Source organism: Shewanella sp. KT0246, from assembly GCF_019654955.1.
Lineage (GTDB): Bacteria > Pseudomonadota > Gammaproteobacteria > Enterobacterales > Shewanellaceae > Shewanella > Shewanella goraebulensis.
Window position 1 is genome coordinate 66,431 of sequence record NZ_BPEV01000020.1, and the last position, 15,865, is coordinate 82,295.

At 41.5% G+C, this 15,865-nt stretch carries 14 protein-coding genes; 8 read left to right on the plus strand and 6 right to left on the minus strand.

Features of this window, described 5'->3' with window-relative positions:
• Nucleotides 1-67: 67 nt before the first annotated feature.
• Together K5Q58_RS11665 and uvrA are read right to left on the minus strand one after the other, a co-directional pair.
• The gene (locus K5Q58_RS11665) at nt 68-1,201 is read right to left on the minus strand and encodes a M20/M25/M40 family metallo-hydrolase (RefSeq protein WP_259651327.1); all 1,134 of its coding nucleotides are present in this window, start codon (nt 1,199-1,201) and stop codon (nt 68-70) included.
• A 64-nt stretch (nt 1,202-1,265) separates the two neighbouring features.
• Entirely contained in the window at nt 1,266-4,187 is a 2,922-nt protein-coding gene (gene uvrA, locus K5Q58_RS11670) for an excinuclease ABC subunit UvrA (RefSeq protein WP_220754104.1), read from the minus strand.
• A gap of 343 nt (nt 4,188-4,530) precedes the next feature.
• Between uvrA and K5Q58_RS11675 the strand changes: the two genes are divergently transcribed.
• The 8 genes from K5Q58_RS11675 to rfaD all read left to right on the plus strand — a co-directional run bounded on the left by K5Q58_RS11675 (nt 4,531) and on the right by rfaD (nt 13,207).
• Complete coding sequence (locus K5Q58_RS11675; RefSeq protein WP_220754105.1) at nt 4,531-5,898, plus strand: MFS transporter; 1,368 nt, start codon at nt 4,531-4,533, stop codon at nt 5,896-5,898.
• 122 nt (nt 5,899-6,020) lie between these two features.
• A complete protein-coding gene (locus K5Q58_RS11680; RefSeq protein WP_220754106.1) occupies nt 6,021-6,758 on the plus strand; it encodes a single-stranded DNA-binding protein in 738 nt (245 codons plus the stop codon).
• Between the two features lie 308 nt (nt 6,759-7,066).
• Nucleotides 7,067-7,984, plus strand: coding sequence for a LysR family transcriptional regulator (locus tag K5Q58_RS11685; protein ID WP_220754107.1), 918 nt, complete (start codon nt 7,067-7,069; stop codon nt 7,982-7,984).
• Between the two features lie 100 nt (nt 7,985-8,084).
• Nucleotides 8,085-10,070, plus strand: coding sequence for a TonB-dependent receptor domain-containing protein (locus tag K5Q58_RS11690; protein WP_220754108.1), 1,986 nt, complete (start codon nt 8,085-8,087; stop codon nt 10,068-10,070).
• Nucleotides 10,071-10,184: 114 nt separating this feature from the next.
• Complete coding sequence (locus K5Q58_RS11695; RefSeq protein WP_220754109.1) at nt 10,185-10,655, plus strand: DUF4405 domain-containing protein; 471 nt, start codon at nt 10,185-10,187, stop codon at nt 10,653-10,655.
• A complete protein-coding gene (locus K5Q58_RS11700) occupies nt 10,652-10,948 on the plus strand; it encodes a hypothetical protein (protein ID WP_220754110.1) in 297 nt (98 codons plus the stop codon). The genes K5Q58_RS11695 and K5Q58_RS11700 overlap by 4 nt, the downstream gene beginning before the upstream one ends.
• Nucleotides 10,949-11,165: 217 nt before the next feature.
• The gene (locus K5Q58_RS11705) at nt 11,166-12,182 is read left to right on the plus strand and encodes a glycosyltransferase family 9 protein (protein WP_220754111.1); all 1,017 of its coding nucleotides are present in this window, start codon (nt 11,166-11,168) and stop codon (nt 12,180-12,182) included.
• 71 nt (nt 12,183-12,253) lie between these two features.
• Nucleotides 12,254-13,207: an ADP-glyceromanno-heptose 6-epimerase gene (rfaD, locus tag K5Q58_RS11710; RefSeq protein ID WP_220754112.1), complete on the plus strand. Its 954-nt coding sequence runs from the start codon at nt 12,254-12,256 to the stop codon at nt 13,205-13,207.
• 122 nt (nt 13,208-13,329) lie between these two features.
• Here rfaD and K5Q58_RS11715 read toward each other — a convergent pair whose 3' ends face one another.
• The 4 genes from K5Q58_RS11715 to K5Q58_RS11730 are packed head-to-tail and all read right to left on the minus strand — an operon-like array spanning nt 13,330 to nt 15,747.
• A complete protein-coding gene (locus K5Q58_RS11715) occupies nt 13,330-13,731 on the minus strand; it encodes a CBS domain-containing protein (RefSeq protein WP_220754113.1) in 402 nt (133 codons plus the stop codon).
• Nucleotides 13,728-14,078 carry a P-II family nitrogen regulator gene (locus tag K5Q58_RS11720; protein WP_220754114.1) on the minus strand — a complete coding sequence of 117 codons (351 nt, stop codon included), beginning with the start codon at nt 14,076-14,078 and terminating at the stop codon, nt 13,728-13,730. Before K5Q58_RS11720 ends, K5Q58_RS11715 begins: the two co-directional genes overlap by 4 nt.
• Before the next feature lie 22 nt (nt 14,079-14,100).
• The gene (locus tag K5Q58_RS11725; RefSeq protein ID WP_220754115.1) at nt 14,101-14,958 is read right to left on the minus strand and encodes a DUF1538 domain-containing protein; all 858 of its coding nucleotides are present in this window, start codon (nt 14,956-14,958) and stop codon (nt 14,101-14,103) included.
• 57 nt (nt 14,959-15,015) lie between these two features.
• Complete coding sequence (locus K5Q58_RS11730) at nt 15,016-15,747, minus strand: DUF1538 domain-containing protein (RefSeq protein ID WP_220754116.1); 732 nt, start codon at nt 15,745-15,747, stop codon at nt 15,016-15,018.
• Nucleotides 15,748-15,865 lie beyond the last annotated feature (118 nt).

Here is a 15,865-nt window from a genome sequence, read left to right on the forward strand (position 1 = left end):
GCGATATTATAGCAAGCTTTCACCCATATGACTATATATTTTCAATAACTTTTTAAAATTGGCCTGATTATTGAAAAGCAATTTGTTGCTTATTCACTGAGACTAATTCAAATGCGGTTTCTGTAACTGCCGCTAAAAAGCCAATATCGATTGTATCTATTGTATCGTCGATGGTGTGATATTGTTTATGTGTTGGAACCCCTAAGTACAACCAAGGTATGCCAACTTTGTGGAACGGATAATGGTCCGAAGCACGCAACCAATCTATCTTTACCATGCTGCCGTTTTTCATTCGTGAACGGCTCTCTCGAATACATAATTGATTATAGTCTTGGAGTTGAGTTTTTAGCTGATTAAATTCAGTTAAATTTTTCTCACCTTCTACATATATGGCTTTAGGGCGGGAGGGATTCCCAATCATGTCGAGATTTAACGACATTTCGACTTGCATGTTAGTTGCCGCCATTAACTGTTCAACTAGGGCGTACGAACCGAACAATCCTGTCTCTTCAGCGTCGGTTGCGACGAGCATCAAGTTTACGTTTTGATTGCCTTGTGCGTGCCATTGCTCTGCTATAGCGAGCATTGCGGCAACACCAGAAGCATTATCATCAGCGCCAGCAAAGACTTTGTTGCCCTTTTTACCTAAGTGATCGTAATGGGCGGTGATTACACGCCAGCGATCGGTTTCATTTTGAGCCTTGATGGTGGCAATGACATTAATGCCTTGTTTATTAGAAAAATTAAATCGATAAGTGAAGGGCACGTCGAAGTCATCTTGCCAAGGAGTGAGATTGAGCTCGCTAAACCGTTGTTTGATATATTCTCGGCTAAGTTCAGCGCCATGAGTTGCGGTTTTCCTACCTTCGAACTCTTTACTGCTTAAAATGCGGATATCATCGAGTAATTGACTTTGATTACTCCAATGATTAACAGGATTGTTGCCACAATTTTGAGTAGCGCAGCCAGTTATGGCGAAAGTAAAAATTAGCGGTAATAAGGCGGGTGGTTTTAAAAGGGAGATATTTGCTTTGAGCAAGCTAGGTTTATTGCACGCTATTTCAGCTGATGTAAGGCGAATAAACTCAACTTTTTGAGCTAAATAGCGCACAAAAAATTGAGTCATCACTAATGCTAACGTTACCGACTGAGCAAATGTGGCGGCTAGAACTAACACCAGAGCCGCTAATTGAAAATCCATTTCATATCCTCTGGCTAATCATCCCATAAGATTAAGCCGACTTGAGTTAACTAGATTAGCATCTTTATTTATCCGTTTTCGCAGCAACCTTTTTAACTGTTTTCTTGGCTGCCGCTTTTTTCGCAGGTGCTTTTTTAACTTTAGCTTGTGTAACTGCAGGCATTTTCTCTAATAATGGTTTCAAGAAATGTGCAGTATGTGATTCGGTATTTTTGGCGACATCTTCAGGTGTGCCACTGACCAAAATCATACCACCACCAGAACCACCTTCAGGGCCTAAATCGACAATCCAGTCTGCGGTTTTAATCACATCTAAATTGTGTTCAATCACTACAATAGTATTACCCTTCGCTTTTAATCTATGCAATACATCTAATAACAATTGAATATCAGCAAAGTGTAAACCTGTGGTCGGTTCATCTAGAATATACAGCGTTTTACCCGTATCTCGTTTAGATAACTCCTTAGACAGCTTCACTCTTTGGGCTTCACCGCCTGACAAAGTCGTGGCGCTTTGGCCTAAGCAAATATAGGATAAACCGACATCGACTAAGGTTTGTAATTTGCGCGCGATAGCAGGAATCGGATCGAAGAATACGCGGGCTTCTTCAATGGTCATCTGCAGCACTTCATGAATGTTTTTACCTTTGTATTTCACATCTAAAGTTTCGCGGTTATAGCGTTTACCTTTACATGAATCACACGGTACATATACATCGGGTAAGAAATGCATTTCTACTTTAATGAGGCCATCACCTTGACAAGCTTCGCAGCGTCCGCCTTTTACATTGAATGAGAACCTACCCGGCAAATACCCACGGCTTCTTGACTCTTGGGTCGCGGCAAATAGTTCACGAATTGGGGTAAATATGCCTGTATAAGTTGCAGGGTTTGAGCGCGGTGTTCGGCCAATTGGGCTTTGATCAATATCGACCACCTTGTCACATTGCTCCATACCTTTAATGCTTTTGTGCGCTGCAGGTTCGTCAATGGTTGCCCCATTTAACATGCGGTGCGCAATTTTATAGAAGGTGTCATTAATCAGAGTCGACTTACCCGAACCTGATACACCAGTGACACAGGTGAACAATCCAATAGGAATCGTTAAATCGACATTTTTTAAGTTGTTGCCTGTAGCGCCGCAAAGTTCAATGACCTTTTTCGGATCCATCGGCGTGCGCTGCTCGCTGACATGAATTTGTTTCTTACCGGAAATGTATTGACCAGTAATTGACTCTTCACATTCAATAATATCTTTTAAACCACCAGAGCAAATCACTTCGCCGCCGTGAACACCAGCACCTGGACCAATATCAATCACGTGATCCGCCATGCGAATAGCATCTTCATCATGCTCAACCACGATAACCGTGTTGCCTAAATCCCGAAGGTGGATCAAGGTTTTAAGTAGACGTTCGTTATCACGCTGATGCAGACCAATAGAAGGTTCATCGAGCACGTACATCACACCAACAAGCCCTGCGCCAATTTGGCTAGCCAAACGAATACGCTGAGCTTCACCACCTGAAAGGGTATCTGCAGAACGGTCTAAGCTAAGATAGTTAAGGCCAACATTGACTAAGAAACCTAATCGGTCGCCAACTTCTTTGAGGATTTTTTCCGCGATTTGCGCTTTTTGCCCCGTGAACTCAACCTTTTTAAAATAGTTCATGGCTTCGCCAATGGACCATTCTGTTAGTTGAGGTAGGGTCAATTCGCCAATGAATACGTTACGAGCCTCTTCACGTAGTCGAGAGCCTCCGCAGCTTTTACAAGATTGGGTATTAATGAATTTAGAAAGTTCATCGCGGACAGAGTTACTCTCTGTTTCACGATAACGTCTATCCATATTATTCAAGATCCCTTCAAATGGATGATTACGGATCACTACATCGCCACGGTCATTAATGTATTTAAACGCAATGCTTTGCTTGCCTGAACCATGGAGCACAATCTTTTGTACTTTGTCGGTTAACTGCTGAAATGGTGTTTCAACATCAAACTTATAATGCTCAGCTAACGAACTGAGCATTTGGAAATAGTAAAAGTTGCGTTTATCCCAGCCGCGAATTGCGCCGCCCGCTAATGATAATTCACCGTTGGTTATCACTCTATCTGCATCAAAGTACTGCTGCACCCCTAATCCATCACAGGTTTGACAGGCACCGGCAGGGTTATTGAATGAAAAGATACGTGGCTCAAGTTCAGCCATTGAATAGCCACAATGAGGACAGGCAAAATTAGCTGAGAAAACGATTTCTTCAGCTTCACCAGCCATATCAGCGACAACCGCAATGCCGCCAGACATCTCTAAAGTGGTTTCAAATGACTCAGCTAAACGCTGCTTTAAGTCATCACGAACCTTGAAACGGTCAACGACGACTTCGATGGTGTGCTTAACATGTAAATCAAGGGTTGGCGGGTCGGATAAATCACACACATCACCATCGATACGGGCTCGAACATAGCCTTGTGCAGCTAAGCTTTCGAGTAGTTTTACATGCTCACCTTTACGGGCTTTAACTACAGGGGCTAATAACATTTGGCGACTGCCTTCTGGCAGTTCCAATACTTTATCGACCATTTGACTGACAGTTTGCGCAGCTAATGCTTGTCCATGCGTCGGACAGCGAGGTTCGCCAACACGGGCAAACAAGAGTCGCAAATAATCATATATTTCAGTGATGGTACCCACAGTTGAGCGTGGGTTATGTGAGGTGGACTTTTGTTCAATTGAAATCGCGGGACTTAAACCTTCAATATGGTCAACATCAGGCTTTTCCATCAAACTTAAAAATTGGCGAGCGTATGCTGATAAAGACTCAACATAACGGCGTTGACCCTCGGCATATAACGTGTCGAACGCTAATGAGGATTTACCTGAACCAGAAAGGCCAGTGATGACAATCAGCTTGTCACGAGGGATTTTTAGGTCAAAGTTTTTTAAGTTGTGGGTTCGTGCACCGCGAATTTCAATGGTATCCATTCTTCACTCTGATGTTGTGCTCGGTTGCTGAAATAGGGGGTATATATCTTAGCAAACGAGTTAAGGCATATGGTTGCGATTAGATTTTAATTTGTATTTATACAGTATTTTATACAGTATTGTACAGTGTTAAATTGTCAGTTCATTTGACTGTATTGTTGAGTAAAGTCGAATACTAATGAACTGCGATGTAAGACACATTATAACCTGTTTGTTTAATCTCATTAGCAAATACGATAAACAGTTGCACCTTGGTTCATTATTCCTTTTGAGCTAAATTAGGACGCTGTGATAATATGCGCAACTCAAAATTTTTTATCGATACAGTATTAAGGGCAATTTAATGGCCAAAAATGGACTATCCGGCATTGAAAAGAAGGTCGCATTTTCGCTAGCCAGCGTGTTTGGCTTACGAATGATGGGCTTATTTATGATCATGCCCGTGTTTGCGCTTTACGGCCAACACTTGGAAGGATTCTCGCCATTATGGGTTGGTATCGCCATTGGTGCTTATGGGTTAACCCAAGCTTGCTTGCAAATTCCAATGGGCATGTTGTCAGATAAATATGGCCGCAAACCGATCATTCTTGGTGGTTTAGTTATTTTTGCCATCGGGAGCATTGTTGCGGCTATGTCAGACCACATTTATGGTGTGGTGTTAGGGCGAGCACTGCAAGGAATGGGCGCAATTGCTGCTGCAGTGTTAGCACTCGCTGCTGATTTAACCCGTGATGAACAACGTACCAAAGTCATGGCGATTATTGGGATGTGTATCGGTTTCTCTTTTGCTTTATCGCTACTAGCAGGGCCTATTGTTGCCCAATATGCAGGCCTTGAAGGTTTATTCTTTTTAACCGCAATTTTAGCCGTGTTAGGTATGGTTATTGTTCAGGTGTTGGTACCAAATCCTGTATCTCAAGCGCCCAAAGGCGATACGGTTGCAACACCGACGAAGCTTAAACGTATGCTGATGGATCCACAGTTGTTTCGTTTAGATGCAGGGATTTTTATTCTTCATTTAGTATTAACAGCCGTGTTTGTGGCGCTGCCGCTGGATTTAGTTGATGCTGGTTTAGTCAAAGAAAAGCACTGGATGTTGTATTTCCCTGCCTTTATTGGTGCATTTTTCTTGATGGTGCCGTTAATCATCATCGGGGTTAAACGCAATAACACCAAAACCATGTTCCAAATATCACTCATGATCATGATGCTAGCTTTGGCTGCTATGGGATTTTATGCCGATAATTTATGGGTACTCAGTGGCGCAGTTGTGCTGTTTTTTACCGGTTTTAATTATTTAGAAGCATCACTACCTAGCCTAATTGCCAAGTTCTGTCCTATGGGCGATAAAGGTTCAGCGATGGGGGTTTACTCGACCAGTCAATTTTTAGGTGCTTTTTGTGGCGGCATGTTAGGTGGCGGCGCTTATCAATTGGTCGGCGCTTCAGGGGTGTTTTTTGTGGCGCTTGCATTGATGTTTGTTTGGTTGTTATTAACCATCGGCATGGAAAAACCTGTGCTACTTAAAAGCTATACGCTTGAAGCTGAAGCGAAAGATAGAAATCATGCTCAAGATATGGCAACTCAGCTGTCACAGCTTGCAGGCGTTGCAGAAGCTATTGTGGTGATAGAAGAGAAAGCCGCTTATTTGAAAGTAGATGATCAATTCGATTTAAGAGAAGCTCGAGCTGTGTTAGGCTCTGTCAGCTAAGAATTAAATTCGTGTTTTTTGTGTGACAGCTGATGTTTCAGCGTCCATAAAAATGACATAATTGATTCAACAGAATTTGAACGTAATTAAATTTAGAACATGGTAAATCGCAGGAGATTTCAATGGCCAGTCGTGGTGTGAATAAAGTAATTTTGGTCGGTAACCTAGGAAAGGACCCAGAGGTTCGTTACATGCCAAATGGTAACGCCGTCGCTAACTTTACCGTGGCAACGAGTGAGTCTTGGAAAGACCAACAAGGTCAGCAGCAAGAGCGTACAGAATGGCATAACATCGTTATGTACCGTCGTTTAGCTGAAGTAGCTGGTGAATACCTGAAAAAAGGTTCTAAAGTTTACTTAGAAGGTAAACTACAAACCAGCAAATGGCAGGATCAAACTACGGGTCAAGATCGCTACAAGACTGAAATCAATGCAATGGAAATGCAGATGCTTGATAGTCGTGGTCAAGGCGGTCAACAAGGCGGCATGAATCAAGGCCAAGGTGGTTACGGTAATGCTCCTCAGCAAAGTGCTCCGCAGTCTCAAAGTGGTTACGGTCAACAGCAACAAGCTCAAGGTGGTTTCCAGCAGCCAGCTCAGCAACAAGCTGCTCAAAAGCCTGCTTACACGCCTAAGCCTCAAGCTCCAGCTCAACAACAAGGTGGTGGGTTCCAACAATCTGCCCCTGCTCAGCGTCCAGCGCCTGCACAACAGCAACAAGGTGGATTCCAACAACCTGCTCAACAGCAAGGTGGTTTCCAGCAGCAATCTGCACCAGCTCAACGCCCAGCACCAACACCTCAGCCACAAAATACGACACCTGATTTAGGTGGCGATTGGGATGACGATATCCCGTTCTAGGCTGAACAAAAACGCTTAGTCTATTTTCGATAGAGTGTTTAGCTAAATATTATCGAAGCCCCCTAAGTGCTGCAAAGCGTTTAGGGGGCTTTTTAATACGCAATATTCAATCCTAGTCAGGAGCACTTACTTCACTCTCTTACTGATCTAGATGCCTAATATATTGTTTATGGGAGCTGGTTTTGTAGGTTGAATGAATTGGGGGATTTAGTTGTTAGATTGGACTGCTGTGGTTGTGGGATTGTTGGTCAGTAATGTTAGAATAAAAGTGCTCTCCCATCTCGCTTAGTGGCCATGATTATAACTTTATGAATCTATCTCAACTCGACCTAAACCAGCTTATTATTTTAAAACAATTACTAAAAGAAAAGCATATAAGTAATACGGCTTTATCTATGGGATTGAGTCAGCCATCTATTAGTCGTTCATTGGGTAAATTACGAGAGTTGTTTGATGACCCTTTATTGATACGAATGGCTGGGGGTTATGAATTAACGCCTAAAGCAGAATCTATTCAGCAAGATTTAAATATCATTCTCAACAAGGTAGAAAATTTAGTAAACAAACAAAATTTTGATCCAAAAACCAGTGAAGCGACGATTAAAGTTTTTGGTTTACCTCCACAGATGAATCGATTAATTGATGCAACGATAGCCGATTTTCGCGAGCAAGCTCCTCACATTACATTAGAAATTGATACGTTACCCAAGCCGCATTTTTCTGAGTTATTGAAGGGAGATGTGCACTTTGTTATCACCGCTCATGAGCCTTCTTCATCTGAAGGATTGCTGTATAGAATGCCATTGTTCAAACGTGATTTTGAACTAGTCATGTCACAAACTCATCCTCTTGTTGATACACCTTTAACGATTGATGTATTGCGTCATTGTCATTTTGGGCAAATATCTTTGCAGGGAGAAAACGACCTCTCAATCGGCCACTGTTTTGAAGCTTTAGGGATTAAAGATATTTCTATTCCTGTTCGTTTAAAAGATTTTTTTAGCGTGGGTACAGTGATAGAAAATACTGACATTATGTTTCATTTACCCAGTCATTTTGCAGATGAGTTATGCCGTCGAAATGCAATAGTTTCACGAAAATCACCTGTTGAATTGAAAGCTAATCAAACTCAAATGTATCTCTATTGGCACAAGCGTTACCACAATGACCCTGTAAGTAAGTGGTTTAGAGAACTCGTTAAATCTAAGTATTTACAATGTGAATAGTCGTTATGCATCCTAGCTATGTTTAATCCATTGCGACGATTTGTATTAAAAGGCTTAATACGAATCATTCTCAATATTAAATAAAGTTTAAGTTAGGATTATGAACGCAGCGAAAAATTTATTCTCACGAACTCCTCTAGCCATTGTTATCAGTAGCTTAGTCACCACGCTTTCTTTCTCAGCCATTGCTGATGATGCTCAAAATATCCCTATTGCTGAAGCCCCTGATAATATCGAAAAAGTTCAGGTTTGGGGCACAACTATTACCAATAATTCAGCACTAATTTCTGAAGATATAGAAAAGAAACAAGCCGATCATTTAAGTGACTTATTGCGTGATCAAGCAGGTATAGATATTGGTGGTTCGCACTCAATGGTGCAGGGAATTAATATTCGTGGTGTGGATGAATTAGACCTTAACATTACCGTGGATGGCATTAGTCAGAATAATAATATGTTCCATCATTCAGGTAATTTATTAATTAATGCCGATATTTTGAAAGCAGTAGATATTAATGTCGGTACTAACTCTGTGTTAACGGGCGGTTTATCTGGTGGTGTGGCATTTGAAACTAAAGATGCCAAAGACTTGCTTGATCCTGAGCAGGATTTTGGTCTTCGATTGCATGCTAATTATGGTAGCAACGATTATGCAGGTGCATCAGCAACCTCGTTTGCACAATTAACCGATAATATCGATGCTTTGGTGTATTTCACTTATACAGATAAAAACAACTTTGAAGACGGTGACGGCAATGAAGTCGAAGGTAATGATGGCACCATTGCAAACGGTATCGTTAAATTAGGTTGGGATGTCAGCGAGTCTAGCCGTTTTGTCGTGTCTTATGATCACTATACAGATGAAGGTGACTATTTTATTAAAACCAATTTTGGTAGTGAGTATAACGAAGGTAATGATCTAGAAACGCAAAATATTGACTATACCCGTACTAGCTTATCCCTCGCTTACGAACTTGATCTTGGTGATGCGATTAACTTACGTACCAGCATTTATCAAAATGAATTAAGTTATGCTCCTTCAAATACTGAAGGTCTATCAGAGCATACCGGTTATTCGATATTAGCTGAGTCAAAATTTGATCTCGCCAGTATGACGCATACTTTACGCTATGGTGGCGAAGGTTATGAGCAAGTATCAAAATATATCGAAGATGGTATATCAAACAATGAAGAAAGTGCGAATTCAAATGACTTTTACATTGAAGATGAAATCGGCTTAACTGAGCAGTTATTCATTACTCCTGGTGTCCGTTATAACCACTATAAAGTCGATATGTTCTCGCCTGGCACGAACGATGGTTTAGAGAAAACGTGGAGCGATTTTACCTTTGGTCTATCTGCTAAGTACCTGATTAACGATCAATGGACCATCAGTGCAGGTTCTACTGAGCTATTCCAAGGTCCAGGTTTGAGGGAAACGTATACTGAATATGACACTATTTTTGATCAAGATTTGAAGGCTGAAACGGGGGTGAATAATACCGTCGGTATCCTGTTCCTTGATCAAGATGTGCTTGGCTTAGATCAACTTGGTTTCTCTTTAAACTTATTTAAGACAGAAATTAACGACTACATCGATAACTGGTCTGTGGGTAAAGGCAGGCCAATTGGTGAATACACTAACTTTGGTGATTACGATATTGAAGGGTTTGAATCTACGTTAAATCTGCGTAAAGACGAATTCAATGCACGAGTTACCTACTCTAAATCAAACTCAGAAAATCAAGAGACCGGTGAAGCGTTACGTTATGAAGTAGGCGACAGTGCTTCTGTCACATTAGGTTATGAATTTAGCGAATATGATATCAGCGTCAATTGGACCTCGCTGGTCACGCTGAGTAACGATGTGGCATATGACGGCACTATCATCGAGAAAGCAGGCTACGACGTGCATAATTTTTCGATGCAATGGCTACCTGCAAATGTTGAAGCTCTCACTGTGAACTTTGGTATTGAAAACATTTTCAATGAACAGTATTACTCACACGCTTCATATACCAGTGATACGGTTCAAGATTATGAGTCAGGTCGTAATTTCAAACTAAGTGCTTCATACATATTCTAGTACCAAAAATTTGATTCAATTCAAGGCTTAACAGTTAGTTGAGCCTCTTTAGCTTGATTACTGTTGGTTTCAACAGATAGTTCGCAATATAACAACGACAAGGTTATCCATATAATGTCAGATTGGAAACAAAACTTACAAAAGACGCGCTATGTCATGGATGTGATATTTCTCATCGGTTTCATGTTAGTGTCAGCACCTCAAGCCACAGGCTTACCATTACATGAATGGTTTAGTGTGGTGTTGATTATCCCATTTATGATCCATCTACTTTTGCATTGGGATTGGGCTAAATCGAGTTTTAAGCGTTTATGCTCAAAAGTAACGATAAAAGAACGCTTTAATATCGTTTGGAGTTACCTGATTTATTTGATGATGCTGCTGGTATTTGTTAGCGGTTTTTTAGTCTCAGAGGCGATATTTCCTTTCCTTGGGATTCCGCTTGAAATACAAGATTTTTGGTCGAAAATACACCATGACTCTGCCACGTTGATTATGCCGATGTTGGGTGTGCATTTAGCGTTGCATTGGAGTTGGATTATTAAATTCACTAAACGAATGACGACTAAGGAGACGCTAGCATGAAGCATTTAAATTACCGTTTAAAGCCAAGGTTAACCGTGGCCTTGGCTATTTCAGTGGTTATTAGTCTGATGTTGATATTACTGGAACTGACGCCGTGGGCAGAACAAATTAATCTGCAAGGCTACTCACATGGCAATGGTGAGAAACCCGATATTCCGTCATATATGCGGTTTATCTTACCGTTTGTCAAAGAGCTGATATTGATTGGTGTGCCTATGTTATTGACTGTATTCGTTATGAAATTTTATGGTTTCTTAAAAAGCCTATACAAAGCAAAACGTATCAACAACTAATGCAATAACTTAGTTCTTACTTGGGCGACAATCTTGTTGTGGCTAGTAAGGCACTACGGTGTCAGTTAAAATGAATCCCTGTTACACAGGGATTTTTTTATTTCAAGCTAACAAGTTTTACACCTCTTGGGTGTTTACTGCTTTTACTTGGTATAAAATGGCTTTTTGTTCGTGTGTTGCTTTAATTGGTTAGAACTGAGCTTTAGGGTCTGTGTAAATGAAAAAAATTCTGTATGTTCGCCATGATAAAATTGGTGACTTCACTACCAAGTGGCCAGCGCTGAGTATGCTCAGGCAAGCGATGCCTGATGCTACGATTGACGTATTTGTTGCACCCGTCGTTAAAAGCTTTGCACAAGCTTGCCCTCATGTTGATAACGTCTTAATTGATACAGGTGATGATGCGGCTATTGCAAAGCTGATTAAAGAACAGAACTATGATGCTGCTATTGTTTCCTTGTCACAATACCGCGTTTATAAGCTACTTAAACCCGCTCAAATTCCTTATGTACTGGTTCCCACGCTAAATTGGTACCAATATCTCTATAAACACAGAACTAACGCACAATATCAAGATGGCATTTCTGTTTGGCGAAGAGGCTGTAATGTTGTTGAGCACTTTTTAAAAGAGCACGATTACCCTATTCCAGAAGTGAAACGACCTTTTTGGGATATGAGTAATAAAAAACACAAGTGGCAAGACTATTACAATAAACAGGGTGAAGAAAAATTGATTTTCGCTCATCCTGGTACAGGTGGCTCGTCGGGTGGAGTGCCTGTTGAGTCATTTTCGAATATGCTTATTGATATCAATCAGCGTACTGCGTTAGATTGTCGGTTTGTGGTCACTTACAGCGGCCAAGAAGAAGTGCTTGCCGATGAAATGGTGGCTATCTTGTCTGGAAAAGGCATTAAGGTTGAAAAAGCCAAACCATTATCTAGCTTGAGCGAATTTGCTGAGTCATTAGTGGCTGCTGATATGTTTATCGCGGGCTCAACCGGGCCTTTGCATTTAGCAGGTCTGCATAATGTGCCGACGTTAGGGTTTTATGCAGGCAGACGCTCTGCACCGCATATTCGTTGGCAATCGTTATCAGCGGATGATCGCCGTTTATCTTATACACCGCCAGTTGGAAAAAGAACGGGCCGCAATATGGCGTTAGTTGATTTTGACAAAGCAGCTACAGAGGCTGCAGAGTTTCTAGATTCATTTTATTCAGACGTTAGCCGTTAAGTTAAGGCTAACAAAACAAGATTTGGTTTAAGCGTGATGTATGTTCACGCCAATACACAGGAATTGAGCTTATGATCGTGGTTACAGGCGCTGCAGGATTTATTGGTAGTAATTTAGTTAAGTCACTTAATGAAATGGGCCGTACAGATATCATCGCAGTTGATGATCTCACTGATGGCACGCAAATGTTTAACTTAGCAGATTGCGAAATCGCTGATTACTTAGATAAAGATGCCTTTTTAGCCAGCATTAAAGCGGGTGAGTTTGACGGTAAATTAGAAGTGATTTTCCATCAAGGAGCATGTTCATCGACCACTGAGTGGGATGGCAAGTTTATGATGCAAAATAACTATGAATACTCAAAAGTATTACTGCATTATAGCCAAGCAAATGATGTGCAATTTATTTATGCATCATCGGCATCTGTGTACGGTGGCAGTGACACTTTTGTTGAGAAGCGCGAAGTTGAAAAACCGCTAAATGTGTATGCTTACTCTAAGTTCTTGTTTGACCAATACGTCCGTCAACAAGACACTAATGCCCAAGTTGCAGGTCTTCGTTACTTTAACGTTTACGGCCCAAGAGAGCAGCATAAAGGCGGCATGGCAAGTGTTGCCTTCCACTTCAATAATCAAATCAAAGCGAACGGCGTGTGTCGTTTATTTGCCGGTGTTGATGGCTATGAAGATGGTCAGCAACTACGTGATTTCGTGTTTGTTGAAGACGTGGTTAAAGTGAACATTTGGTTATGGCAGAACAAGTCAGTGTCTGGCGTGTTTAACTGCGGAACAGGTGAAGCACAAAGCTTTAATGATGTAGCAAATGCCGTTATTCAGTACCATGGTAAAGGCGAAATTGAATACATTCCTTTCCCTGATAAATTAAAGGGTGCGTATCAAAGTTATACCCAAGCTGATTTAACTCTTTTGCGTTCAGTAGGTTGCGACCATGTCTTCAAAACGGTTGAACAAGCAGTGCCTGAGTATTTAGATTGGCTTAAAGACCAGCATTTCATCGGTCAGTAATGCCAGGTTAAATACTTAACCGCCGATAAATTAAAGCCTTGATTGCAAATGCATCAAGGCTTTTTTATTGGCGCTTTGGCTAATAGGTCTTGCTTATCGCTTGCTGTGATAACCGAGTTGACTTACTGGCTTACCATGCCTTTTATCACAATATCATCGTAGGTAACAAAACCTATGATGTTGCTATTTTCGACCACCGGCGCTTTATTGATTTGGAATTGATCAAATAGCCTCGCCGTATAGCGGATGTCCATATCAGCACTCACAGACATCACCGGCTTTATCATAATTTCATACACATTTACTCGCTCAGGTGATTTGTTAGTGGCTAGTACTTTTCTGGCGATATCACTAAGTAATAACATGCCGTATTCATCATGATCATGACGCTTATTGACCACTAGAATAGACACGTCTTTTTCAACGGCTATGGCAATGGCTTCGCTGATCGTTAACATGCCGTCAATCATGGCATATTGATTCATTAATACATCACGGTTTTTAATGGGCGTCGACGGCTTCATATTTGATCCTTAATATCATTAGTGAGTTTTTCGACTTGATGTGCAACACCTACGGCATCTTCAACATCAATTTGAATGGCAATACCCTGACCTGGGTTGGTATTGAATCCACCCACTTCGCAAATGGTTTCTAAAATATGGCGGCTCATATGCTCTTCTACCAACCATAAAATCACATCTCTTTGTACATCTAATCCTAAGCCCATGAAGGTTTTCTTTTTCTTTAGTCCTTCACCTCTAGCGTGGTTAATAACGGTTGCACCAGTCGCACCTGCTTCTCTGGCAGCATCCAGTACTGTGTCTGTGGTTACATCATCTACAAACGCGATAATTAGCTTAAATCGCATGGTTTACTCCTTAACGGATCGATTAGTTTCTATTTTTTGAGATAGATTCAAGGTTTGATACTGGGTTTTGAGCATTAATCATTGATGGCTCAGTTGCCGGTTCTTCCTCGCTGGCTTGATTGCTTCGTTTCTCTAACCACGCCACTATTTGGGCGTAAGTCATTACAGCGATAATCGGGAATAAACTGGCAAAGGCAATCAGTCCAAAGCCATCAATTAATGGGTTTCGTCCTTCAACATTAGAGGCTAAGCCCAGGCCTAAAGCAGCAACTAACGGCACAGTAACTGTTGATGTGGTTACACCGCCAGAATCATAAGCAAGCGGGATAATTGATTTAGGTGCAAAGAAGGTTTGGATCACTACCACCACATAACCTGCCATGATGTAATAATGAATTGGGTCACCGACTACAATTCGAAAGCATCCCAGTGAGATACCAAATGCGACACCAATGGCCACCGAAATTCGCAGGCCTTGTGTGCTAATAGTGCCACCTGACACTTCGTTAGCTTTGATTGCTACAGCAATTAAGGAGGGCTCGGCAATGGTGGTACTAAAACCAATGGCTGCAGCAAATACATAAACCCATAAATAGTCATGCCACAGGTAAGGGCCAGCAGAACCATCAGGATGTAAAATACTGGGTGAGGTCAGCTGATTCGCGAGGTTTTCACCAATAGGAAACAGGGCTAACTCTAAACCAACCAAGAAAAAACTTAATCCTAAAATCACGTATACAAAACCTAGCACTACCGTTTTCCAGTTAGCGATAGGGCGTTTTAGTACGCCTAATTGAAAGCCAAATAAGATGGTCGCAATTGGGATAACATCACGCATAGTGAGTAACAAGGTATCGAACAACTGACTAATCCACGCCATTGATAACCTCCCGAGAGGTCTGATTGACACTTATGAGCGAAATAAGATTTTTCATTGTTATAACACCATGCCGTAGAGTAAAACGAAGATGACAGGGGTTAAGCTTGCAAAAGCAATTAATCCAAATCCATCTAACATGGGGTTTCGACCTTTAATGACGGTGGCTAAACCGACACCTAAAGCGGTGACTAAGGGCACGGTAATCGTGGAGGTTGTTACACCACCAGAGTCATAGGCAATACCGATAATATTTTCAGGGGCAAAGCTTGTTAGCACCATCACAATGACATAGCCGCCAATGATCAAATAATGAATTGGCCAACCTTTAACGATGCGGATAACCCCGAGCAATATGGCTAGACCCACAGATACAGCAACAGTTAGTCGCAGTCCCATGGCATAACTGTCCATGGCTTGCTCTGTTGCCGCGATAGCGCCACCTTCGGCGGCCACTTCAGCGGCTTCCGCTGCGACGGCAGTTAAAGCGGGCTCGGCTAATGTTGTGCCAAAGCCTAAAGCAAACGAGAAAACCACTAACCAGAAGGTACTACCTTTACGGGCAAGTGCATGGGCCAAGGACTCGCCAATAGGGAAAAGACCCATCTCTAAACCGAATACAAAAAAGGTTAACCCTAAGACAATAAAAACGACGCCGACAAGAATAGAAAACAGGTTAGCAGGGGCTTGTTGCAGGATAAAAATTTCAAAGAAACTGACCACCAAAATGATGGGAACTAAATCTCGAAAACTGCCGAGCATAGATTGTAATAACTTGACTAATCCGCTCATTCCACCTCCTGTGAATATGAATAATGACAAAGGCTTAGATAAATGTTCTCTTATCAAAGCATAGGTAGTATCAAGGTTGGTTTCTGTTTGTTACACCATTCAGTGTGCCAACCTAATA

What these genes read in the sequence shown, in the direction of transcription:
- K5Q58_RS11665 (WP_259651327.1), bottom strand. Translation starts at nt 1,201, where the DNA reads ATGGATTTTCAATTAGCGGCTCTGGTGTTAGTTCTAGCCGCCACATTT.
- uvrA (WP_220754104.1), bottom strand. Translation starts at nt 4,187, where the DNA reads ATGGATACCATTGAAATTCGCGGTGCACGAACCCACAACTTAAAAAAC.
- K5Q58_RS11675 (WP_220754105.1), top strand. Translation starts at nt 4,531, where the DNA reads ATGGCCAAAAATGGACTATCCGGCATTGAAAAGAAGGTCGCATTTTCG.
- K5Q58_RS11680 (WP_220754106.1), top strand. Translation starts at nt 6,021, where the DNA reads ATGGCCAGTCGTGGTGTGAATAAAGTAATTTTGGTCGGTAACCTAGGA.
- K5Q58_RS11685 (WP_220754107.1), top strand. Translation starts at nt 7,067, where the DNA reads ATGAATCTATCTCAACTCGACCTAAACCAGCTTATTATTTTAAAACAA.
- K5Q58_RS11690 (WP_220754108.1), top strand. Translation starts at nt 8,085, where the DNA reads ATGAACGCAGCGAAAAATTTATTCTCACGAACTCCTCTAGCCATTGTT.
- K5Q58_RS11695 (WP_220754109.1), top strand. Translation starts at nt 10,185, where the DNA reads ATGTCAGATTGGAAACAAAACTTACAAAAGACGCGCTATGTCATGGAT.
- K5Q58_RS11700 (WP_220754110.1), top strand. Translation starts at nt 10,652, where the DNA reads ATGAAGCATTTAAATTACCGTTTAAAGCCAAGGTTAACCGTGGCCTTG.
- K5Q58_RS11705 (WP_220754111.1), top strand. Translation starts at nt 11,166, where the DNA reads ATGAAAAAAATTCTGTATGTTCGCCATGATAAAATTGGTGACTTCACT.
- rfaD (WP_220754112.1), top strand. Translation starts at nt 12,254, where the DNA reads ATGATCGTGGTTACAGGCGCTGCAGGATTTATTGGTAGTAATTTAGTT.
- K5Q58_RS11715 (WP_220754113.1), bottom strand. Translation starts at nt 13,731, where the DNA reads ATGAAGCCGTCGACGCCCATTAAAAACCGTGATGTATTAATGAATCAA.
- K5Q58_RS11720 (WP_220754114.1), bottom strand. Translation starts at nt 14,078, where the DNA reads ATGCGATTTAAGCTAATTATCGCGTTTGTAGATGATGTAACCACAGAC.
- K5Q58_RS11725 (WP_220754115.1), bottom strand. Translation starts at nt 14,958, where the DNA reads ATGGCGTGGATTAGTCAGTTGTTCGATACCTTGTTACTCACTATGCGT.
- K5Q58_RS11730 (WP_220754116.1), bottom strand. Translation starts at nt 15,747, where the DNA reads ATGAGCGGATTAGTCAAGTTATTACAATCTATGCTCGGCAGTTTTCGA.